This is a genomic window from Epibacterium ulvae, assembly GCF_900102795.1.
Classification (GTDB): Bacteria; Pseudomonadota; Alphaproteobacteria; order Rhodobacterales; family Rhodobacteraceae; genus Epibacterium; species Epibacterium ulvae.
Window position 1 is genome coordinate 131982 of the sequence record NZ_FMWG01000006.1, and the last position, 20680, is coordinate 152661.

General features: G+C 53.5%; 21 protein-coding genes. 8 read left to right on the forward strand and 13 right to left on the reverse strand.

Annotated features, from left to right (window positions below; genetic code table 11):
* The first annotated feature begins 148 nt into the window (after positions 1-148).
* Positions 149-799: a carbonic anhydrase gene (locus BLP79_RS11135; RefSeq protein WP_090218989.1), complete on the forward strand. Its 651-nt coding sequence runs from the start codon at positions 149-151 to the stop codon at positions 797-799.
* 7 nt (positions 800-806) lie between these two features.
* Here BLP79_RS11135 and BLP79_RS11140 read toward each other — a convergent pair whose 3' ends face one another.
* The gene (locus tag BLP79_RS11140; RefSeq protein ID WP_090218991.1) at positions 807-1940 is read right to left on the reverse strand and encodes a DUF3095 domain-containing protein; all 1134 of its coding nucleotides are present in this window, start codon (positions 1938-1940) and stop codon (positions 807-809) included.
* Positions 1941-2304: 364 nt separating this feature from the next.
* Here BLP79_RS11140 and BLP79_RS11145 point away from each other — a divergent pair, with 364 nt between their 5' ends.
* The 3 genes from BLP79_RS11145 (at position 2305) to BLP79_RS11155 (ending at position 5595) form a co-directional block, all read left to right on the forward strand.
* The gene (locus BLP79_RS11145; protein ID WP_090218993.1) at positions 2305-3327 is read left to right on the forward strand and encodes an aspartate-semialdehyde dehydrogenase; all 1023 of its coding nucleotides are present in this window, start codon (positions 2305-2307) and stop codon (positions 3325-3327) included.
* Positions 3328-3476: 149 nt separating this feature from the next.
* Positions 3477-3836, forward strand: coding sequence for a hypothetical protein (locus tag BLP79_RS11150; RefSeq protein WP_090218994.1), 360 nt, complete (start codon positions 3477-3479; stop codon positions 3834-3836).
* 115 nt (positions 3837-3951) lie between these two features.
* On the forward strand, positions 3952-5595 hold the full coding sequence (locus BLP79_RS11155) for a DUF4139 domain-containing protein (RefSeq protein ID WP_139163197.1): 1644 nt from the start codon (positions 3952-3954) through the stop codon (positions 5593-5595).
* A gap of 30 nt (positions 5596-5625) precedes the next feature.
* On the opposite strand, the gene BLP79_RS11160 is transcribed toward BLP79_RS11155, so the two are convergent.
* The 9 genes from BLP79_RS11160 to BLP79_RS11200 all read right to left on the reverse strand — a co-directional run bounded on the left by BLP79_RS11160 (position 5626) and on the right by BLP79_RS11200 (position 14664).
* A complete protein-coding gene (locus BLP79_RS11160) occupies positions 5626-6882 on the reverse strand; it encodes a glycerate kinase type-2 family protein (RefSeq protein ID WP_090218998.1) in 1257 nt (418 codons plus the stop codon).
* A gap of 135 nt (positions 6883-7017) precedes the next feature.
* On the reverse strand, positions 7018-7767 hold the full coding sequence (locus tag BLP79_RS11165) for a DeoR/GlpR family DNA-binding transcription regulator (RefSeq protein ID WP_090219000.1): 750 nt from the start codon (positions 7765-7767) through the stop codon (positions 7018-7020).
* Between the two features lie 68 nt (positions 7768-7835).
* Positions 7836-8729: an HAD-IIA family hydrolase gene (locus BLP79_RS11170; protein WP_090219002.1), complete on the reverse strand. Its 894-nt coding sequence runs from the start codon at positions 8727-8729 to the stop codon at positions 7836-7838.
* A 10-nt stretch (positions 8730-8739) separates the two neighbouring features.
* Complete coding sequence (locus BLP79_RS11175; RefSeq protein WP_090219004.1) at positions 8740-9621, reverse strand: glycerophosphodiester phosphodiesterase family protein; 882 nt, start codon at positions 9619-9621, stop codon at positions 8740-8742.
* Positions 9622-9631: 10 nt separating this feature from the next.
* On the reverse strand, positions 9632-10711 hold the full coding sequence (gene ugpC, locus BLP79_RS11180) for a sn-glycerol-3-phosphate ABC transporter ATP-binding protein UgpC (RefSeq protein ID WP_090219005.1): 1080 nt from the start codon (positions 10709-10711) through the stop codon (positions 9632-9634).
* Positions 10712-10723: 12 nt separating this feature from the next.
* Entirely contained in the window at positions 10724-11632 is a 909-nt protein-coding gene (locus BLP79_RS11185) for an ABC transporter permease subunit (RefSeq protein ID WP_090219007.1), read from the reverse strand.
* A 12-nt stretch (positions 11633-11644) separates the two neighbouring features.
* Positions 11645-12526: an ABC transporter permease subunit gene (locus tag BLP79_RS11190; RefSeq protein WP_090219009.1), complete on the reverse strand. Its 882-nt coding sequence runs from the start codon at positions 12524-12526 to the stop codon at positions 11645-11647.
* A gap of 101 nt (positions 12527-12627) precedes the next feature.
* The gene (locus BLP79_RS11195) at positions 12628-13929 is read right to left on the reverse strand and encodes an extracellular solute-binding protein (protein ID WP_090219011.1); all 1302 of its coding nucleotides are present in this window, start codon (positions 13927-13929) and stop codon (positions 12628-12630) included.
* A gap of 351 nt (positions 13930-14280) precedes the next feature.
* Positions 14281-14664: a hypothetical protein gene (locus BLP79_RS11200; protein WP_100269078.1), complete on the reverse strand. Its 384-nt coding sequence runs from the start codon at positions 14662-14664 to the stop codon at positions 14281-14283.
* Positions 14665-14702: 38 nt separating this feature from the next.
* On the opposite strand from BLP79_RS11200, the gene BLP79_RS11205 reads away from it, so the two are divergent.
* Complete coding sequence (locus BLP79_RS11205) at positions 14703-15959, forward strand: adenylate/guanylate cyclase domain-containing protein (RefSeq protein WP_090219014.1); 1257 nt, start codon at positions 14703-14705, stop codon at positions 15957-15959.
* A 31-nt stretch (positions 15960-15990) separates the two neighbouring features.
* Here the strand turns inward: BLP79_RS11205 and BLP79_RS11210 are convergent, their stop codons facing one another.
* Positions 15991-16800, reverse strand: coding sequence for a division plane positioning ATPase MipZ (locus BLP79_RS11210; RefSeq protein WP_090219015.1), 810 nt, complete (start codon positions 16798-16800; stop codon positions 15991-15993).
* Positions 16801-17279: 479 nt separating this feature from the next.
* Here BLP79_RS11210 and BLP79_RS11215 point away from each other — a divergent pair, with 479 nt between their 5' ends.
* A complete protein-coding gene (locus BLP79_RS11215; RefSeq protein WP_232716432.1) occupies positions 17280-17486 on the forward strand; it encodes a DUF6500 family protein in 207 nt (68 codons plus the stop codon).
* A 68-nt stretch (positions 17487-17554) separates the two neighbouring features.
* Here BLP79_RS11215 and rpmE read toward each other — a convergent pair whose 3' ends face one another.
* Entirely contained in the window at positions 17555-17776 is a 222-nt protein-coding gene (gene rpmE / locus BLP79_RS11220) for a 50S ribosomal protein L31 (protein ID WP_090219019.1), read from the reverse strand.
* An 11-nt stretch (positions 17777-17787) separates the two neighbouring features.
* Positions 17788-18162 (reverse strand): 50S ribosomal protein L19, encoded by a 375-nt coding sequence (gene rplS / locus BLP79_RS11225; RefSeq protein WP_090219020.1) that lies wholly within the window; start codon positions 18160-18162, stop codon positions 17788-17790.
* Between the two features lie 469 nt (positions 18163-18631).
* Between rplS and BLP79_RS11230 the strand changes: the two genes are divergently transcribed.
* Both BLP79_RS11230 and BLP79_RS11235 read left to right on the forward strand, forming a co-directional pair.
* Positions 18632-19432 carry a UDP-2,3-diacylglucosamine diphosphatase gene (locus BLP79_RS11230; RefSeq protein WP_232716434.1) on the forward strand — a complete coding sequence of 267 codons (801 nt, stop codon included), beginning with the start codon at positions 18632-18634 and terminating at the stop codon, positions 19430-19432.
* A complete protein-coding gene (locus BLP79_RS11235; RefSeq protein WP_090219023.1) occupies positions 19429-20679 on the forward strand; it encodes a BtaA family protein in 1251 nt (416 codons plus the stop codon). Before BLP79_RS11230 ends, BLP79_RS11235 begins: the two co-directional genes overlap by 4 nt.
* Position 20680: the final 1 nt, after the last annotated feature.

Below are 20680 nucleotides of genomic sequence, written 5' to 3' on the forward strand. Positions count from 1 at the left end.
ACCCCAAAATTTCTTGTGCCCCCACGGCACGAGAACCAATCTGCCCCTTAACGGTTTTCAAAAGGTTTCCAACTGGTGTGTAAATCTCTCGAATTTGCTAACAATACAGTTTAACAAACCTGACAGTTGACCCAAAGAGAGCAAGAATATGGAACATGCCAAACCTCTCCCTAGCTATCTGGTGACCCGTTACCACGGTTGGAAAGCAACATCTTATAGCGAGAACCAGGGCTGGTATCGCCGTCTCGCAACCGAGGGTCAGCGCCCTCGTGCGATGGTGATTTCCTGCTGTGACAGCCGCGTGCATGTGACCTCTATTTTCGGCGCGGATCAGGGTGAATTTTTTATCCACCGCAATATTGCAAACCTTGTGCCGCCCTTTGCGCCAGATGGAGATCATCACGGCACCAGTGCGGCGGTTGAATATGCTGTCACCGCTTTGAAAGTGTCGCATCTAATTGTTCTGGGCCATTCACAATGCGGTGGTGTGCAGGGCTGTATCGATATGTGCAAAGGCCATGCCCCGCAGCTGGAAGAAAAGACCAGCTTTGTCGGACGCTGGATGGAAATTCTTAAACCGAAATTTGAAAAGGTTGAGGATATTCAGGATGATAACGAGCAAGCTCGCCAGTTTGAACGCCATGCTGTTGTCGCCTCTCTAGAGAACTTGATGACCTTCCCGTTCATCTCTGATGCCGTCGAAAAGGGCGCGTTGAGCCTGCATGGCCTGTGGACGGACATCGGTGAAGGGGGATTGGAATGCTACGATCCCGCATCCGACAAATTCACCAAGGTCTAAGATCGTTCTAAGAAAGTGATTTGGCGGCTTGTGTATAGCCGCCAGATGCCCCGTCGATGAAATGCACATGATCGTCGCGCAAGGCGGATGGAACGATGCAGGTCATCAATGCTTCGTCCTGTTCGTGCCAGCCAAACTGAATGAGCCCACTATCACGCGCCTCTTCCAGCAGGCCGCGCAATGCGCTTTGCACCTCTGGCGTAGAATCCAGTGTCATCTTTAGACCGTCATCAAATTTTCTGTAATCGGCATTGGCGCTTAAGGTCGTACGATAGTGTTCGGGATCGAATCCCAGCACCTTTTTTCCTCGCCAGAAGACGAGCATGAATAGGATAAATTGAATCATTAGGCGCAGACGATTGATCAAGGCTGATCGATTCTGGCGCACCAGACGCGATTCGTCGCGAAATCTGCCCTGTGGCAAGCCAATCGTCGGGCCGGATTTGGGAATCGGGTGTCCGCTGCGGTCTAACGTTGCTGCAAGGCGTAGAATACGGGCGGCAAGTTCGGAAAAAGCGCGATCACTTCCTTCTGGGGTTGGTAAGATCAGCAAGGACAGGATAACGCCATTTCGCGATTTCATATTCTGCCATCGGCAGGACAGCCCTGTTAGATCTGGTGGCATGACATGCTCGGCTGGCAAGACTTCAAAACCGCCGGCTTTCATCTGTTGTTCGCTCCAAGCCAGCCCACCCCCAGCAAACATGGCATAATCTGCGCCAGCTGAGACTGCATAGCGCGCGACCGAGACTTCAAGACCTTCTTGCCTGATCCAGTCCACGGGCAGGAGCGCAGCCCGTAAAGAGATGCCAAATTCCCGATCAATCCAACTGCGTAGATTGGCAAGCGTGTGATGGGCAATGTCATGATCCTCTGGTGGCACCGCGAATGACACGCCATCGCCTCCAAATACAAATGGGAACGCCCGCCCTGACATGGCGTTGATCATTGCGGCAATCACAGAGGCAGCCACCATATTGACGGTCTTATAACGCCCCTCTTCAATCAATGCTGTGCTGTTGACGATATCTGTGCAGCAGACCAGCCAATCTTTGGGCAACGGGGTATAGGCCGACGCGCGGCTTAGCTCGGCGAAATCACTGATCCGGGGCAGGGCTTCGTAAAAGTCATGGGTCGTCATGCAAGCGCGCCTGTATCAAAGAGGAACACGCCTACTTTGGCCGATTGCGCAGCATTGGCAAGTCTTTGGCTGAATTGTATCAATATTGTATCATGTTAGAGGGTCGTGCTGAGGCCCATATGAATGGGCTGATTTGGCGTTGTTGGCTATTCTCACGGTGATGTGGGGCGAAACATGTGTTGATTCGGGCTTTAGCTTCCCCTTTTTGTGATAAATGTAGTTTTTTGATACAATGCTGCTCTGGTTGATACAATTTAACAACTAAAGCGATGAGATAGCCGGATTGCGGCTCTTTTATTGTTTGGCATTTGCCATTAGATCTCGGACACCGGCCATGGGGCCGGATCTATCTGGAGAAACGATTATGGGTTATCGCGTCGTTGTCGTCGGCGCCACAGGTAATGTGGGTCGCGAAATGCTGAACATCCTGGCCGAGCGCCAGTTCCCCGCGGATGAGGTTGCCGTTCTGGCCAGCCGTCGCTCGCTTGGAACCGAGGTGACGTTCGGTGAGACAACATTGAAGACGCAGGACCTCGACACCTTCGATTTCACTGGCTGGGATATGGCATTGTTTGCGGTTGGCTCAGATGCCACCAAACAATACGCGCCCAAAGCGGCAGCTGCAGGCTGTGTCGTCATCGATAACTCGTCGCTGTATCGCTATGATCCCGAAATCCCACTGATCGTGCCCGAGGTGAACCCCGAGGCGATTCACGATTATGCCAAGAAGAACATCATCGCCAACCCCAACTGTTCAACAGCGCAGATGGTTGTCGCTCTGAAACCCTTGCATGACCGTGCCAAGATCAAACGCGTTGTTGTGTCCACCTACCAGTCTGTATCAGGTGGCGGCAAAGAAGCGATGGAAGAGCTGTGGGATCAGACCAAAGCGGTCTATAACCCCACCTCTGACGTTCCGCCCAAGAAATTCACCAAAGAGATCGCCTTTAACGTGATCCCGCACATTGATGTATTCTTGGACGATGGCTCCACCAAAGAAGAGTGGAAGATGGTTGCAGAAACCAAAAAGATCATCGATCCCAGCGTCAAAGTCACAGCAACCTGTGTGCGTGTGCCTGTGTTTGTAGGCCACTCTGAAGCCGTGAACATCGAAACCGAAGATTTCCTGGATGAAGATGAAGCACGCGACATCCTGCGTGAAGCCCCAGGCATCATGGTGATCGATAAGCGTGAAGATGGCGGATACGTCACGCCCAAAGAGTGTGTTGGTGATTTCGCGACCTTCATCAGCCGCATCCGTCAAGATTCGACCATCGAAAACGGTCTGAACCTCTGGTGCGTGTCTGATAACCTGCGCAAAGGCGCGGCTTTGAATGCGGTTCAAATTGCCGAACTTCTGGGTCGTGAGGTCCTAAAGAAAGGCTGATCTGACGTTTCGGATCAAAGGCTACAACCAAAAGGATAGGGGCTGCTTCGGAAGAGGCAGCCCCTCTTCTTTTGCCAGTCTGTTATGCATTGGAAGAGTGCGGCACCTTGGGTTCAACACAAATTTGATCGGCCCACAGGAGACACCCAATGTTCAACTTGCTTACCACTCAGGAACGTCGCATTGAAACCAAAACCAACCCGCTGCGCCAGTCTGCTTGGGCCAGCGCCCGTGTTTCCAAGCGTCTCGACTCCGAACTGGCGAGCCAGTTGCGCATGTTCCTACGGGCCGATTTTGAACAGGCCAACTGCTGGAGCATGCTGCGCCGGGTGTTACGCAGCAAGGGCTTTAGCCTGAAGCTGGACCAAGGGCGTCTGCGTCTGGTTGACAGCCACAGCCGTGTGGCGATCTGCTCCACTGGTTTTCTTGGCTTCCCTCTGGCCGCGCTGGAACGCCAGTTCGGTGCCTCTGTTCAGTCAAACCTCTGGAACAACTGGTTGATCGGCTGACTCTCAACCAAACCCTCACGTCCGATCTACGGGGAAAAGGTGCTGTTTACAGCACCTTTTTCTTTTGAGTGAGCGCTGTAAACTGCTGGTAATTTCTGCGCATGAGGTGGTTCATATGATGCGATTGTCTATTCTTTCCAGCCTGTGTCTGGGGACGTTTTTGTCTTCAACAGCTTTGGCCGCACAATTTGAAGTGCCAAGCCTGCCCACTGCGGCAACGGTGTTTTCAGATCTTGCGCGGGTTACGCGCAAAGCCAGTATTGATTTGCCAGCAGGCACCCATCAACTGCGGCTCACTGGGTTGCCGCTCAGCACGCGCCTTGAAACCCTGCAAGTGGATCTACCTGGTGCAAAACTGCTTTCTGCGACAATCAACACAGACGAACAGACCTTGCTGCAAGAGAAATCCGCAGCATTGATTGCAGCGGAAGCAGAGATACAAACGATAGAAAACCAAATTGCGCAGGTCAAAGCACAGGCTGCAACCGCACGGGCCGAGGCGGTTGGCGCTGAGGCTACACTGCAGTTTCTACAGCAGTTGGGTGCAAATGATGGTCTTGGAGGTGCGAGTGCAGCGCAGCTTCAAGATATCGCTGCGATGATTGCAACTCAGGCTCAAACAGCAACGCGAACTGTGGTGGCTGCACAGGAAACGGGGCGCGAAATTGAACAACAGCTACCGCCATTGCGCGCGGCGCTGAAACAGGCGAAAACCCGCCGTGATTTGGTGAATCGTGAAGACCGTGAACGGATGTTTCTGACTGTCGCAGTCGAGGTGACAGAACCGGGGGTGCAGGATGTTACCCTCAATTATTACACGGATGAGGTCGTTTTTTGGGCCCCTTATTACGAGCTACACCTCAGCACGGGCGAGGCGGCGCAGCTCGAAATCAAACGGGGTGTTCAAGTTTTGCAGGATACCGGCGAGGATTGGCACGATGTGGCCATAACCCTGTCAACGGCCAGCCCCACCGATCAAAGCGCACCATCGATTTTACCCCCACAATTGCGCCGCATTGAAGAACCACGCCCGGCGCCGATCTACAAAAACAGTGCGCGTGCCGATCTGCAGGTTTTGGCTGAACCCCTTCTTGAACCCTCTGTGATTGCGGAATCTGCACCGGATTGGACGCCAGATCGTTCAGGGGCCGTGCTGCAATATGAATTGGGTCATCAGGCTTCGATCGCCACGGGAGAGGCGTTTATTCTTGATATGGATGTGCTCAGCACCGTGGTGACGCAACGTGCCGAAGCGGTCCCGCTTTATGATGATAAGGCGTATCGGGTGGTGGCCTTTGAAAATACATTTGATGAGCGCCTATTGGGCGCAAGTGAGGTGCCTTATTTTGTAGATGGTGATCTTGTTGCGATCCGTGAATTTGCCGCGCTCGCTGCAGGGGAAACCACCGAGATTGGCTTTGGCCCCATTCATGGTCTTACCATTGCGCGGGATGTTCTGCGCAAAAATGAAGGCGATAGGGGGGTGATTTCTCGCAGCAATCTGGAAGAGCAGGATGTTGAAATCACAGTTGAAAATCTCACATCCGAGATCTGGCCTATGCGTTTGCTGGATCGTGTGCCTTATACTGAACAGGAAGATCTGGAAATCTCATGGACGGCAGAACCTCGCCCCGATCAGGAGAATGTGGACAACAGACGAGGCATTTTGGCGTGGGAGTTTGACCTCACGCCCAAGGGGCAACAGCAGATTTCCCTGAAAATCCGCTTGCAATGGCCCGAAGGGATGGAGCTGCGCTAGGCACGCAGCTTCTGTTTCTCGCGCTTCAGTCTAGGAGGCGGGCATCATAAGCAGGATTTGCACATCTGCGACATTGGTGCCCGTGCCACCGGTCATCAACAGGGCCTCGGCTTTTTCAAGCGCAGCGTAGCTGTCATTGTTTTGCAAAAGGGCGTCTGCCTCAGCCCCAATGCGTGCCCATGTCGTGCCATCAACCAGACCGCCTGCTGCATCGGTAGGGCCGTCGCGCCCATCGGTGCCGCCTGAAAGGAAAACCCAGTTTCCAGACAGTTCAGTCGCGCCAAGTTTTGCAACACGTGCTGCAAGCTCTTGATTGCGGCCACCGCGTCCCGTTCCGCTGAGCTGGACAGTGGTTTCGCCGCCAAACAGTAGCGCAACAGGGCGGTCTGTGGGCACGGCTTTGGCGGCTGCAATTACTTCTTGAGCGGCGTCTGCCACATCCCCAACAAGCTGATCGCTCACAATGTGTACATCCCAATCGCCGCCTTTGCGGGCAGCTTTGGCCATTGCATCCAGACTGTGGCGGTTTGAACCGATCAGGGTGTTTTCACTTGCGGGCAGATCCAGCGGTTCCACGGGTTGGGACAGGTGGTGTTGCACCTTTTCAGGAATCGCGTCCCACAAGCTTTCGTTTTCCAGTAACGCTTTTGCACCGGCGCGATCCGACAGCGGGGCAACTGTTGGTCCGGATGCAATAGCGCGCAGGTCGTCGCCAATCACATCAGAAAGAATCAAAGCGTGGACCGGGGCAGGGCGCGCCGCGCGTAACACCCCTCCTCCTTTGAGGTCGGAAAGCTGCTGACGCACAAGGTTCATCTGATTGATTTCAAGGCCTGAGGCGAGCAAAAGCTGGTTCACGGCAGCCTTATCCGCAAGCGAGAGATCGCCGCTGGGCGCAATGGCAAGCGCAGAGCCGCCCCCTGAGACCAATGCAATAATGTGGTCTTTGGCTTCGGCCTCAGAGACGAAATCCAGTATGGCGCGCCCGGCTTTGGCACTTGCCTCATCTGGCACCGGATGACTGCCCGCCATAACTGTTGCGCCTTCGACGCTGGCTATGTTTTCGGGATTGGTCACAACCAAGGCGCGCCTTGGTTCTGGGATATGGTTCAGCGCCGCACGCATCATGGGCACTGCAGCTTTACCAAGGGCGACAATAAAATAGCGACCGCCAGATTCGAGAGCGGGCAGAGGGCTGTTCGTAAAGTAACCTGCAACCGCCTGCGCCGGGTTTGCCCTGTCGACTGCGGCCTGAAACAAGTCCTTGGCAGTTGCCGTGATGTCCATTTTATACGCCCCTCCCATGGGCACATGTCATTGCCCGCAGTAATGCGCGGCTGAATGTGCGGCGTACCTTAAGGCTTGAACCTGTCTGGTCAATCTCGGTCGCGCCAAAAATGTGTGCGCTAACATTTCTTGGGTTCAATCACACAGCGTGATATCGCACCCATCCGGTGTAAAGCTTTCTGGCAGGGTATCAGTGATGAATTGATGCACATCAGCAAAGGGGCCGACGTGGTGATGTGCATTGCGATTCCATTTGCTGCTATCGGCCAGCAACAGCGTCCGGCGCGAGGTCTGTTGAATGGTATTGCTGACATCGGCATCAAATTGCTTGTAGTCCAAGATACCGTGATCTTCATCCAGCCCACCACAGCTGATAATGCCAAAATCCGCGACAAAGCGGCGATACCCTTTTAGGGTTGAAGGGCCAATCAGATCGCGGTCTTCAGGACGCAGTTCGCCCCCCACCAGATGGACCTTGCAATGGGGTGCACTGCACATCAGTGTCGCAACTTCCAGATTGTTGGTAACCAATGTGATATCAGGGGTTTGTAGCAGCGCTTCGGCAGTGAATTGAACGGTTGTGCCAATGCCCAGTAAAACGGTCGCACCTGAGGGGATCATTGCAGCGGCTTCAGCCGCAATGGCGCGTTTGGCCTTTTCGTTTAAAATGGAACGGGCGCGAAAATTCAGGTTCACCGGGTTTGACGGGCGCGCAACGCCTCCGTGGACACGACGGGCAAGGCCTTGATCACAAAGATCATTGATATCACGGCGCACGGTTTGGGTGGCGACACCATAGTGGGCTGCAAGCTCATTGATAGATTGCTGACCCTTGCTGCGCAGACGTTCGACAATTTCGCGCTGCCTGTCGTTCAGTTCAGTCATCGTATTTGACCCGTTGTTCCCACCCAATGGCTTTACCTTCGCAAACGCGTGCCTACTGTCAAAGGATGTTAAATCGAGGGCACGATCCAGTCAGGTTTAATGCCGCTTTTGGTGATAAAACCATCAACATCAAGGCCTGCGAACAATCCGTGATCCGTGACCAGAACACTATGCCAACTGCGTGACTGCGCGCCCAGCACATCCGTGTGCAGGGTGTCGCCAACCATAGCGATCCGATCTGGCGCAATCCCGGGCAGACGGGCCTCAACTTCTTCATAGACCGAGGGAAAGGGCTTGCCATGAAACTGCGCTTGCAGGTTTAGCTTATCCTGCAGTTCCTGTGCAAAAAAGCCGGGCTCCAGCGACAGCCCGGTCTCCCGCGGGGCGACCAGATCGGGGTTTGCCACGATGACGGGGCGTGGCACCTGGGTCAGACTGGCCATCAGCATGGCTTGTCGGCCGGGTGTCCATGTGGCGCTTGAAAGCAGCAGAAACCCTTCGACCCTGCCATAAATTTCTGGGTTGTCATCCAGCGCAACGGCGCGCACGGGCAGGTCGTTGGCGTCAAACCCGTCTGGTGCCATCACGCCCCACAGGCCTTCCGCAGGCAGGCGCGCTTCGCAGACTTCACGGCTTGAGATGATTTCATGGGGTGCAAAATCAAATCCAAGGCCTTTGAATTTGGCTTCTGTTTGGGCGCGGTTGAAACTGGCGGCGTTGGTGAGCACCAGCACTTCTTTTCCCGCCGCCCGCAGCGCGTGAATGCGCTGAAACGCCCCCTCAATTGGTGTGTCCCCGACGTTCAAAACGCCGTAGGCATCAAACACAAAAGCATCCACATGGTCTTGCATATCGGCCAATGAAGTAAGGGCAACACCTGCGCCCTGCGGCCCTGCATCGGGCAGGCGCGGGCGCAGGGTTTCGTACCTGTCAAAGGCTTCATGTGGGCTCATATCTTGCATCAAATTGATCCTAGCGTTGACCGTCTCGCAGCAACACTGCAGGACCGGGCATGTCAGAAATGAGACCATCAACCCCTTTTTCAATGTCAGAGGTCAAATTTTCTGTACCATTTACGGTCCAGGTCATAACCTTCAACCCCAGATCTTGTGCTTTGTGCAACATCTCGGGGGTTAGGTCTTTGTAATAGGGGCTCCAGACCTTTGCGCCACGCGCTACAAGATCCTGCAGCATGCGATCGGGATCCGCGCTGACACCATCCATCCAAGGGGATCCCTCATACAGCGTGCCGTCAGGATCGGTTTTTCTAGAAATCGACAGATGCGACCGGCGCCAGCTTGGCGCAACTTTGGCCGCAGCTGATAAGATGCCCCAGTGAAAAGCGTGCACATAGCTTTGCTCAATCAGACCGTGTTTGCGCACACGGGCCTCCACAAGACTGACAAACCGTTCAAAGGACGGGGCATCCTGTGCATCCGGGTCATGTTTCAGCTCGATCAGCAGCTCAATCCGGCGGGGTTGCGCGGCAACCAATGCCAGAAAAGCGTCCAGCGTGGGAATAGGGGTGAACCCCTGCGCTTGTTGATCAGGATGTTTGCGATCATAGGCACTGCCGGGCTGGATGGCACCGACGTCATAGGCCTGCAGTTCTTCCAGTGTGAGACTGGCAAGCGCAGGCCCTTCTTGGGGGAGCCAGCGCCCGCCTGCATCACGGGTCGTGTCCGCCAAAAGGCGGGGGTTATGCGTGACCACTGGCGTGTGATCACCGGTCAATAGCACGTCCAGCTCCAGCCCATCAGCCCCGGCATCAATGGCATGTTGAAACCCAGCAAGCGTGTTTTCCGGCAAAACCGAAGGGGCACCGCGATGGCCAAAGATGAGAGGAGCTGTCATGTGAGGGACCCTAGTTCAGACGTTTGCCTGTTGCACTATCAAACAAATGGATGTTTTCAAGCGCGCTGTGCAGAGAAAAGCTTTCCCCTGTGGCAATGCTGTGCACGCCTGTTAGGCGCAGCGTCAGCGGGTCCGTTTGGCCGGTCAATTTACCATGCACTACGGTATCTGCGCCCAGCTGTTCGATGAAATCAACCGTCAGCCCAAATTGTGCCGCGCTAGAAGAGGTGGCTTGCAGGTGTTCCGGGCGAATGCCGACGTCCACTTTGGTACCGGGCTGGGCGTCGATCGGTGCGGCAAAACGCAGCGTGCTTTCATTGCCCATATCAACCGTATGACCATCTGCTCCAATTGTGCCTTGAAGCATATTCATTGAAGGACTGCCGATGAAATCCGCCACAAAACGGGACGCAGGTTGCAGATACAGATCCATCGGCGTACCGATCTGCTCGACCTGTCCGGCGCTCATGATGATGATCCGGTCTGCAAGGCTCATCGCTTCAACCTGATCGTGTGTCACATAGACAAAGGTGCCTGACAGACGTTTGTGTAATGCTTTTAGCTCTGCCCGCAGCTGGGTCCGCAGCTTTGCGTCCAGATTTGACAAAGGTTCGTCAAACAAAAAGACCTTTGGATTGCGGACAATTGCGCGCCCCATGGCCACACGCTGACGTTGTCCCCCAGACAGCTGGCCCGGCTTGCGCTCCAGAAACTCTTCCAGACGCAGGGTTTTGGCCGCTTCTGTGATCCGCTCGGCGATGGCGTCTTTGCTCATGCGTTGGTTTTTAAGGCCATACGCCATATTCTGGCGCACGGTCATATGAGGGTAGAGCGCATAGTTCTGGAACACCATCGCGATATCCCGTCGCGCAGGGTCAACGTCATTGACCACGGTGTCTCCAATGATGATCTCGCCGTCGGTCACGTCTTCAAGACCGGCGATCATCCGCAAGAGCGTGGATTTGCCACAACCGGATGGGCCGACAAGTACGATGAACTCACCGTCAGAGATGTTAAAATCCGCGCCGTGCACAGCCTTATAGCCGTTGGGATAGGTTTTGCGGACGCTGTCCAAAATGACATGTGCCATGTCCGAGTTTCCTTATTTGTCCGATTCCGTCAGGCCCTTGACGAACCAGTTCTGGAAGAAAATTACGATTGCGATGGGAGGGGCCATTGCGAGGATCGCCAAGGCCATTGCGCCACTGTATTCGGGGATGTCATTGCCGCCGCCAACCCAGGCTTGCATGATCTGTTTGACACCACGCACGAGGGTAAACATGCTTTCATCCGTCGTCATCAGCGTGGGCCATAGGTACTGGTTCCAGCCAAAGACAAACATGATGATGAAGATCGCAGCAATCATCGTCTGGCTCAGCGGAAACAGGATATCCACAAAGAATTTGAACGGCCCGGCCCCATCAATCCGCGCAGCTTCCAAAAGCTCTTCAGGCACAGAGCGGAAGAACTGACGGAAAAAGAACGTGCCCGTTGCAGAGGCAATCAAAGGAATGATCAACCCGCTGTAGGTGTTCAGCATGCCCAGCGATTGAACCACTTCATATGACGGCAGAATACGCACCTCTAGGGGCAGTAGCAGCGTGGTGAAGATGATCCAGAAGGCAAATGTGCCAAAGCGAAAGCGGAAGTAGACAATTGCATAAGCTGCCATCATCGAAATGATGATTTTGCCAACAGCAAACCCAAGCCCAAGAATGAGCGAGTTTACCATCATCCGCGCCCCGTCCACGTTTTGCGAGAACCCGCCTTTTTTGAACATTGCATCGTGGTAGTTGCTGCCGCCTTCGCTGCCGAAAAAGAACTGAACCCCCTCTTTGTGAATCGTCACATCAGTGTGGGTTGAGGTGAAAAAGGCCAGCAGAACAGGCAGCAACATAAACAGGGATCCCGTGATCAGGATCGCATGGTTGCCGATCAATCCCCAGCGAATAGGTTTTGACCGTGGACGCCGAACTGTTGATGCCGCGCTATTTGTTTGAATATCAGCCATTTGGGCGCTCCATCAATTGTAGTGCACGCGGCGTTCCATGAAACGGAACTGAACCACTGTCAGGATCAAAACAAGCACCATGAGGATGACTGACTGTGCAGAGGATCCGCCCAGATCACCGCCACGGAAGCCATCCAAAAAGACCTTGTAAACCAGAGTCACAGGATTGTTGCCGGGCTCACCTTTGTGGATCAGATCGACCACACCAAAGGTGTCAAACAGCGCGTAGGTGATGTTGATGATCAGCAAAAAGAAACCAGTTGGCGCGAGCAGCGGAAAGGTCACGCTGAAAAAACGGCTCAACCCGTTTGGATTGTCGATCAGCGCAGCTTCACGCACGCTGCGCGGGATCGACTGCAGTCCAGCAAGGAAAAAGATGAAATTGATGGGAATTTGCTTCCACACAGAAACAATCACCATAGCTGTTGCCGTATCCCAGTAGTTCACACCCAGTGTAAAATCCCAGCCAAAGAACTGTGCCATATGGGTGAAGGGGCCAAGGCGCTGATCAAACAGCAAAATCGCCATCAGGCCTGCAACCGGTGGGGCAATCGCATAGACCCACATCAAAGCAACTCGATAGCTACGGGCACCGCGCAGAACGGTGTCAGCCTTCACAGCCAGCAGAAGGGCAATCGCCAACGAGAAGAACGCAACCAAAGTGGTGAAAATCAGTGTGAACCAGGCAACACGCCCGTATTCACTGCCTGAAAGCGTGTCGCGGTAATTGTCCAATCCGACAAATGTTGACCCAAAGCCAAAGGGATCTTCCAGATAAAACGAGGCGCGGATCGCCTCAGCCGCTGGCCAGTAAAAGAAGATCATGATGATCGACAGCTGCGGCACCAGCAATAGGTACGGAAACAGCGGACGGGAAAACTGTACTTTCTTCATGTTGAAGTCCTTTTGACGCGCAGCCACGCGGGGCGCACACCCATCGAAAAAAAGCGGCGGGCTCCGGTTTTGGAGCCCGCCGCGCTGTCTTTATTCAGGCGTTAGCCTTGTGTTTTTGCGAAGCGCGCCAGCAGTTTGTTGGCTTCTTCTTCGATGGTTGCAAAGGCATCGTCGATGGAGACGTCACCAGACAGGAACTTTGCGTATTCACGGTTCATTACGTCACGGATCTGAACGTAAAAGCCCATGCGATAGCCTTTGGTCCACTCACCTTCGGGCAGGGTCAACTGCTGAATGCCAACTTCGGCTGCAGGCGCACGGTCATAGTAACCGTCGGTTTTTGCCAGATCATAAGCAGCGTTGGTGATTGGCACGTAGCCAGTTTCTTTGTGCCAGAAATACTGTGTCTGTGCAGAGGTCAGGAAGCGGAAGAACTCAGCCGTCGCTTTGTTCTCATCCTCAGGCTGGCCTTCCATCGCAAACAGCGCCGCGCCACCGATAAAGGTGTTTGTTGGTTCAGATGTCACGCCTTCCCAGTATGGCAGGTAGGTCGCAGAGAAGGGAAATTCAGCTGTTTTGGACAGGCCACCGAACGACCCGGACGAACCCAGCCACATGGCAACATCACCTTGCTCAAATGGCTTTGCATTGTCGCCCCAGCCGGTGCCGTAATAGCCAAACAGATCTGCGTCGATCCACTCTTTCATCGAAGTGAAATGCGCTTTGATCGCGTCATTGTTGATCAGGATCTTGGTTTCACCTTCAGCGTAGCCGTTGTTGTTGGTTGCGAAGGGCAGGTTGTGGCGTGAAAAGAAGTTCTCAGTGAAGATCCAAGGCATGTGCGACTGAGACATAGGTGTGTAACCTGCCTCTTTCAGCGCAGGCGCTGTTACGGATGCAAATTCTTCCCATGTTTTTGGCGGTGTTACACCCGCTTTTTCCATCGCGTCTTCGTTGAAGTACATGATGGGCGTGGAAGAGTTGAACGGCATGCCGATCATCTTGCCTTCGGTGTCCGCGTAGAAGTTGCGAACGCCCGAGATGTAATCGTTTGCGTCAAACGCGATACCGTTGTTGGTCAGCAGGTCTTGTGCTGGGATAACGGCGCCTTTTGCACCAATAATGGTTGCAGCGCCTGCGTCAAACACCTGAATGATGTTTGGCTGTTCGCCTGCACGGAATGCCGCGATACCAGCGGTCAGCGTTTCTTCGTAGGTGCCTTTGAAGACAGGAACCAATTTGTAATCATCTTGGCTTTCGTTGAAATCAACGGCGATTTCATTCACCACTTCACCCAGACGACCGCCCATGGCGTGCCAGAATTCAATTTCAACTTTTTCAGCAAGTGCAGCGGTCCCTGCAAAAGCAAAGGCAGACGCCATCAGTACGGACTTCAGGTTCATTTCAATCTCCTTCGAACAAGCGGCCACACGTGCCGCTGCTCCCCTGTGACTTAGACATGAGCGTCAAGGCGCTCCTCACGCCGTGCTGATTAAATTTGCTTTGTGACGTTCATATGAATTCATTCTGAGTTCAAATGAGCATAACTTTCAACATTCAAGTTTCTGTCGGGTGTACTTTTTTGAATTATCGTTATTTATCATATTGTTAATATCTTAACGCTCCGGATTTTGAGCAAAGGTGAAATTTTTGCGACAGAGAGAAAGTGGAACTTTTACGATTGGCAAGGAGAAATAGAATGTTTTTGAGCGATTTCGCCAGCTGAAAGGCGGAAAAGTGTCTCAAGTCACGAATCAAATGAGATTATGGCGGTTTTGCTCGGAATGATTCACGTGTGTTTTTGAGCTCTGTAGGGAAAGTTCGATTAAGAATCCGGTTGCGTTTAGTGCATTTTCTTTCAAGTGAATATTTTGCGACGGTGTGGCATTTGTTTGCGACACATCCAGCACGCTAACAGCATACAGAACATTGGTGTGCAAATTTTCAGAACCACAGGTTTTGCGCCAAGCATTGACACCTATGATGACGGCTATGTGTTGGTTCACGCCCTTACGCCTCGGAAAAAGCTGGTGTAGGAAGGCCGCCGCACGAGCCCTATGGGTTGATTCTTTCGTTAGGTCGTTCCCAAATATCGTGTAATATTCACCAGCTTGGGATGTCGTATCCAGCTCTGTCATCGCGCGCGCTGACAGGGACGACAGACGAAAGGATCACCATGGTCGCTCAATGCGATAAGACACCGCGGGCCGCAATGGCGGCACAGCCCTTGATCACCTGGTTGGTGGAACAGGGGCTGGAAGGCACAAGCCAGGAAGCGCTGTTGCAGGGCTATTGCGACCGTTTGGTCGATCTGGGTGTGCCGCTCTGGCGGTTCTTTCTGGGGCAGCGTGCCTTTCATCCTCGGTTTGGCGGGATTGGCTTTCAATGGACAGCTGCTGAAGGCATCTCCTCCCGCGCCTTTGCCTATGAAGAAACCCCGCGGAATGACTGGTTGCGCAGCCCGCTGTTTTCCTTTGTGCAAAACGGCATGTCAGATCAACGCTATGATCTGCAAACCGGGACCGATTATCAGCAGTATCCTTTGTTGGAAGATCTCAAAGCGCAGGGCGCGACCGATTATTTTATCTCGGGGCTGCATTTTGCAAAGGTTGACACCGAAAACTATCAAGACCCGAACCAGGCACCTGAAGGTGTGTTGATCAGCTGGTGTACAGATCGCGATGGTGGCTTTAGCGCCTATGAGGTTGAGCTGATGAAAACGGCGATGCCCTATCTTGGCCTTGCGCTCAAATCGACCGCGAACCGGCGCATGGCTGCTGATTTGCTCAAGGTGTATCTTGGCCGTGAATCCGGGCGCCGGGTGCTGTCAGGAGAAATCCAGCGCGGCTCGTCTCGCCAGATCGATGCGGTGATCTGCTTGTTTGATCTGAAAGGGTTCACCAGCCTTGCTGAGCAAATCCCAGGCCCCGATCTGATTGATATGCTCAATGATTATTTCGGGATTGCGGTTGCAGCCATCCAAAGCCATGGCGGCAATATTTTGAAATTCATCGGCGATGGTATTCTGACGATGTTTGATCTTGGCAGCAGCCAGCTCGACGCGCGCGCGGCACTTGAGGCGGCAAAAGATCTGCGCGCTCAGATCAGCCAGCGCAACAGTGAACGTCTGGCAGAAGGCCTCCCGGTCGCAGATTTCACACTTGCGTTGCACGCGGGTGAAATCCTCTATGGAAACATCGGCGCTGAGAACAGGCTTGATTTCACCGTGATTGGTCCCGCGGTAAACCTAACGGCACGGCTGTCCAACATGCACGAAGCTGTGGGTCAGAACATTATCCTGTCTGAGAAAGTGCAGAAGGCAGCAGGCACCACGGATCATGATCTGGTCTCGCTGGGGCGCTATATGCTGCGCGGAGTCGCGGACCCGATTGAACTGTTTACGGTCTATGTGCCGGATGAAGACACAGCCTGATCTGGCCGGGGTTTTACACCCGGCCTAGACATCAGATATCAACTTCGATGCCTGGCAAGTTCACCGCTTTCAGCATGTCCCGCAGTTCCTGACGGGCAGCAATATTGGAAATGTTCATCTGCTTTACGCCGATGTCTTTCAAGTCCAGCAGTGTCAGGCCCCGGGGAAACAGTTCGCGAAAGATCACCCGTTCAGAAAAACCGGGCGACACGCGAAAACCGATCCGCTTGGCCAGTTGAGAGACCGCGCGCTCCATCTTTTCTTTGTTCACCATGCGCTGACTGCCAACCCGGTTTCGGATCACAACCCAATCGATAGGCTTCAGCCCGGCTTGTGATCGCAATTGCCGCGCATTCCAAACCATTTCTGAATAGACCGACGGGCCAAGGATTTTTTCGCCCTTCTGATCCGTGCGTGCGAGCAAATCAAAATCCACAAAACTGTCGTTCAGTGGCGTGATGAGCGTATCCGCAAGCGAATGTGCCACCTGACTGAGCCGCGTATGAGAGCCGGGGCAGTCAATGACGATGAATTCATATTCCGGTTCCAGCTCAGTGATCGCCGCAGACAGCCGCTGATCATAGATGTTTTCCCCCGGACCGAGCGTGTCGGGATCAATATCAGGAAGCTCTGCAATGTCGATGTTTGGCAGTTTTATGCCAGCATCAGATGTGAACTTGTCGCGGTTCTCAATGTAGCGACCCAGCGATCGCTGTCGCAAGTCCAGGTCCAGCGCTGCAACGGTGCGCCCCATGCGCGCCAAGGTTGTTGCCACATGCATAGAGACCGTCGATTTACCCGCGCCGCCCTTTTCGTTTCCTACTACGATAATATGTGCCATGGATCGCCTCTTACCCCAGATGTTGAGTGATCTACTGCTTATTGTGAATCAATTATTATCCGCCCGTAAAGCTAAAGTTTTCCACAGGGCGTTGCATTGTTTTTTGGGCCACAAACAGTGTGTTCGCTGTCAGATAGCAGTGCAAATGCTTCGGGAAAAGGAGCTAATTACGTAGTTTTTCCGCATCTGCGCCGTTTGCTTAGGAATTCATTAACCATGGCCGCCTAAGATGAGGGATTGGGGGTCACGCTTCACATTTTGCTGCCTTCAATCACAATTCCCAGGTGATTCGTTTTGCCCATGTTGCGACCTGATCGCGCGGCGTCCTCATCCTTCTCTAGCAGACGTGTTTTAACCTTATCGAAGCGTGACACGGTCTGGATAATCTGGCTTTCCAGGCTTGTAATCTTTTGCTAGGTGTATTTTGTTCACTTTATGTTCCTATATTTACCAGAGTAAAAATGTCCATGAGATCAAGCTTGCGTAGTAAAGCCATCGCGATATGCGATCAGAAAATCGCGAAAAAGGGCGACACTGTTGGGGTGTCCTTTTATGCGTTTTTCTCAAATAAGAATGACAATCCTGGGCTTTTAATGGAAGCGGCAGAATGGTGGATTAAAACACATGAACTGGACCATTTCGAAAAAGCCGCCAAAGTGCGCGCACTGTTGCTTGCGGGTGAATGACCCTTGGCACAAAAGAAAACGCCGCTCCAAAAGGAACGGCGTTTCGATCAGAATTCCAAAAGCTGTGCTTAGAATCCCAGACCTTCGTATTTCTTTTTGAACTTGGAAACACGGCCACCAGCGTCCAGCAGGCGAGAGTTACCGCCAGTCCATGCAGGGTGCACAGATGGGTCGATGTCCAGCGCCAGTGTGTCGCCTTCTTTGCCCCAGGTTGACTTCATTTTGACGATGGTACCATCGGTCATTTTGACGTCGATGACGTGGTAATCGGGATGTGTATCGGATTTCATTGATCCACTCCTTACGCTTTTTTGGGCTTATAGTTGGTGACTTCTGCGATACGTGCGGATTTACCACGACGTGCACGCAGGTAGTACAGTTTGGCGCGACGCACGCGACCACGGCGAACCACGGTGATGCTGTCGATGTTGGTGGAGTGCAGAGGGAATACGCGCTCAACACCTTCGCCGAAAGAGATTTTGCGAACAGTGAAGGAACCCGCGATGCCAGAACCGTTTTTACGGCTGATGCAAACGCCTTCGTAGTTCTGAACGCGCGAACGCGAACCTTCGGTTACTTTGTAACCAACGCGGATGGTGTCACCCGCCTTGAAATCAGGGATATCTTTCCCCAGGGCGGCAACTTGTTCCGCCTCAAGCTGTGCGATCAGATCCATGATCGTCTCCTATGTTGCCCGTGGTTTGGCCCACGACGTTGATTGCTCACATTCAAGAGCTCTGTGCCTTCATCGGGTCCGCATAAAGCGCCCGCCAGAGATTGCCTGTGCTTCCTTTAGGTATTCGGTTTCGCTGCGATCCCAGTTCGAAGAAAAACGGGGCAAACATCAAAACCCCGGCGACTCAGTTTTCTGGGTCCCGGATGGGCGCGGTTTAGGGCAAAACGCCCTGTCTGGCAAGGGGTTTCGCAGCGAAACGGTTGCGACTGGGGCGTACGCTCCGTCTAGACGCGCGTAACCATTTTTCACGTTTGAGAGGCGTCTTTTATGAAATGTTTACGCGGCCTGCTCCTTTATGTGGCACACGATGGCAAAGCCTCGCTCATTCCTGTCTGTGCGGCTAATTTCCTTGTCATCCGCCTGTCACACCAGCCCCATACACCAAAGCAAACATGTAGTGGAGCCAGATGTGTCCTATCGAACCTTGTTTCTGTCAGATTTGCATCTTGGCACACGCGGGTGTCAGGCGGATCTGCTCATGGACTTTTTAGGACGCTATGACGCGGAAACCATCTATTTGGTGGGTGATATCTTTGATGGCTGGAAACTACAGCGTGGCTGGCACTGGCCGCAGCGGCACAATGATGTGGTGCAGGCCTTCCTGAAAAAAGCGCAAGAAGGCACGCGGATTGTCTTTGTGCCGGGCAATCATGACGAGGTGATGCGCAGCTATCTGGGGACGCATTTTGGCGGTATTGAGGTCGCGGAAACCGCAGATTTCATTGCGCAAGATGGCCGCCGCTATCTGGTGACGCATGGCGACCAATTTGATGTGATTGTCAAAAATGCCCGATGGCTTGCCCTATTGGGGGATCGCGCCTACGAGCTGTTGATCTGGTGCAATCCCCGCCTGAACAAGATCCGCCGTCTGTGGAGCAAACGCTATTGGTCCCTGTCAAAATGGGCCAAGGCGCAAGTCAAACAGGCGGTAAATTTCATTGGAAAATTTGAAGAGACACTGGCCGAAGATGCGCGCCAGGGGGGCTATGATGGTGTGATTTGCGGCCATATCCACCATGCCAATATTCGTATGATTGATGATATTCATTACCTTAACACGGGTGATTGGGTCGAAAGCTGCACCGCCATCGTTGAAGACGCAGATGGCACCCTGCGCCTGATTGACTGGGAAGCCGCCATTGCGCGCAGGCATAAACTGGCCCGCAAAGTCTCCCGTTCCAAATCTCGTAAAACCAAAGAGCTGACATGACCCAAGCCCAGACTCTCGACCATACCAGCGATCAAAGCATCGAACATCGTATCGGGACCGCCGTAAACCAGAACGCAGCGCACACGCGCGAAGGTCTTTTGGAACGCCTGTTTGGTTGGTTTTTCAAAGGTCTTGTCTATGCCCAGATCTGGGAAGATCCGGTGGCGGATATGAATGCGCTGCAGATCACGGAACAAGATGATCTGGTTTGTATTGCTTCAGGGGGATGTAATGTCATGTCTTACCTGATGGCCCAGCCAGCATCGATCACAGCTGTTGATCTGTCTCCAGCGCATGTTGCACTGAACAAATTAAAGGTCGCTGCGCCACGCTATCTGGATCAAAACGCTTTTTATGATCTGTTTGGCCACGCCAATAAAGACAGCAATATCAGAGCGCTGGATCAGCATGTCTTGCCGCACCTTGATCAGATAACGCGCGCCTATTGGAACAAGGCGACGTGGCGCGGGCAGCGCAAACAGATGTTTGCACGTGGGCTGTATCGCCATGGGTTGTTGGGGCAGTTTCTGAAATTTGCCCATGCCCTGTGCTGGGCGGGGGGCGTCAAGTTTGACAAACTGCTAACTGCCCAGTCGCTTGACGATCAAAATGCTTTTTTTGATCAGGAAATCGCACCGCTATACGATTCTCGCTTTGTGCGCTTTTTGGCCAATCGCCGCGCGTCGTTATTTGGCCTTGGTATCCCGCCTGCCCAATACGATAAACTGGCGGCTGATACCGGAGGTGATATCATTGCCGTTTTGCGCGAACGCACGCGCAAACTATTTTGCGATTTTCCCATTCACGACAATTACTTTGCCTGGCAAGCGGCCAATCGGGGGTACAAATCCGATGGCACAGGCCCGGTGCCGCCTTATCTGGAGGCGCAGAATTTTGAAACCCTGCGCGCCTGTGTTGACCGGGTTGAGGTGCTGAACCAATCCGTGACCGAAATGCTCGCGGCGCAGCCGGAAGGCAGCAAAAGCGTTTATGTTCTGTTGGACGCGCAGGACTGGATGAATGATGATCAGCTGAATGATCTTTGGCATCAGATCACCCGCACAGCCCGACCCGGCGCGCGGGTGTTGTTTCGCACTGGTGGCCTAACGGATATCTTGCCCGGACGGGTCGAGGGTGCGATTTTGAACCATTGGCGCTATGATGCTGAGGCTTCAACCCGTGCCACGGCTGAAGACCGCTCTGCGATCTATGGTGCGGTGCACATGTATCGCTATGAGGGAGCCTGAG

Excerpts from the sequence above, each read along its gene's own strand:
- BLP79_RS11135 (WP_090218989.1), top strand. The coding sequence starts at position 149 with ATGGAACATGCCAAACCTCTCCCTAGCTATCTGGTGACCCGTTACCAC.
- BLP79_RS11140 (WP_090218991.1), bottom strand. The coding sequence starts at position 1,940 with ATGACGACCCATGACTTTTACGAAGCCCTGCCCCGGATCAGTGATTTC.
- BLP79_RS11145 (WP_090218993.1), top strand. The coding sequence starts at position 2,305 with ATGGGTTATCGCGTCGTTGTCGTCGGCGCCACAGGTAATGTGGGTCGC.
- BLP79_RS11150 (WP_090218994.1), top strand. The coding sequence starts at position 3,477 with ATGTTCAACTTGCTTACCACTCAGGAACGTCGCATTGAAACCAAAACC.
- BLP79_RS11155 (WP_139163197.1), top strand. The coding sequence starts at position 3,952 with ATGATGCGATTGTCTATTCTTTCCAGCCTGTGTCTGGGGACGTTTTTG.
- BLP79_RS11160 (WP_090218998.1), bottom strand. The coding sequence starts at position 6,882 with ATGGACATCACGGCAACTGCCAAGGACTTGTTTCAGGCCGCAGTCGAC.
- BLP79_RS11165 (WP_090219000.1), bottom strand. The coding sequence starts at position 7,767 with ATGACTGAACTGAACGACAGGCAGCGCGAAATTGTCGAACGTCTGCGC.
- BLP79_RS11170 (WP_090219002.1), bottom strand. The coding sequence starts at position 8,729 with ATGCAAGATATGAGCCCACATGAAGCCTTTGACAGGTACGAAACCCTG.
- BLP79_RS11175 (WP_090219004.1), bottom strand. The coding sequence starts at position 9,621 with ATGACAGCTCCTCTCATCTTTGGCCATCGCGGTGCCCCTTCGGTTTTG.
- ugpC (WP_090219005.1), bottom strand. The coding sequence starts at position 10,711 with ATGGCACATGTCATTTTGGACAGCGTCCGCAAAACCTATCCCAACGGC.
- BLP79_RS11185 (WP_090219007.1), bottom strand. The coding sequence starts at position 11,632 with ATGGCTGATATTCAAACAAATAGCGCGGCATCAACAGTTCGGCGTCCA.
- BLP79_RS11190 (WP_090219009.1), bottom strand. The coding sequence starts at position 12,526 with ATGAAGAAAGTACAGTTTTCCCGTCCGCTGTTTCCGTACCTATTGCTG.
- BLP79_RS11195 (WP_090219011.1), bottom strand. The coding sequence starts at position 13,929 with ATGAACCTGAAGTCCGTACTGATGGCGTCTGCCTTTGCTTTTGCAGGG.
- BLP79_RS11200 (WP_100269078.1), bottom strand. The coding sequence starts at position 14,664 with ATGACAGAGCTGGATACGACATCCCAAGCTGGTGAATATTACACGATA.
- BLP79_RS11205 (WP_090219014.1), top strand. The coding sequence starts at position 14,703 with ATGGTCGCTCAATGCGATAAGACACCGCGGGCCGCAATGGCGGCACAG.
- BLP79_RS11210 (WP_090219015.1), bottom strand. The coding sequence starts at position 16,800 with ATGGCACATATTATCGTAGTAGGAAACGAAAAGGGCGGCGCGGGTAAA.
- rpmE (WP_090219019.1), bottom strand. The coding sequence starts at position 17,776 with ATGAAATCCGATACACATCCCGATTACCACGTCATCGACGTCAAAATG.
- rplS (WP_090219020.1), bottom strand. The coding sequence starts at position 18,162 with ATGGATCTGATCGCACAGCTTGAGGCGGAACAAGTTGCCGCCCTGGGG.
- BLP79_RS11235 (WP_090219023.1), top strand. The coding sequence starts at position 19,429 with ATGACCCAAGCCCAGACTCTCGACCATACCAGCGATCAAAGCATCGAA.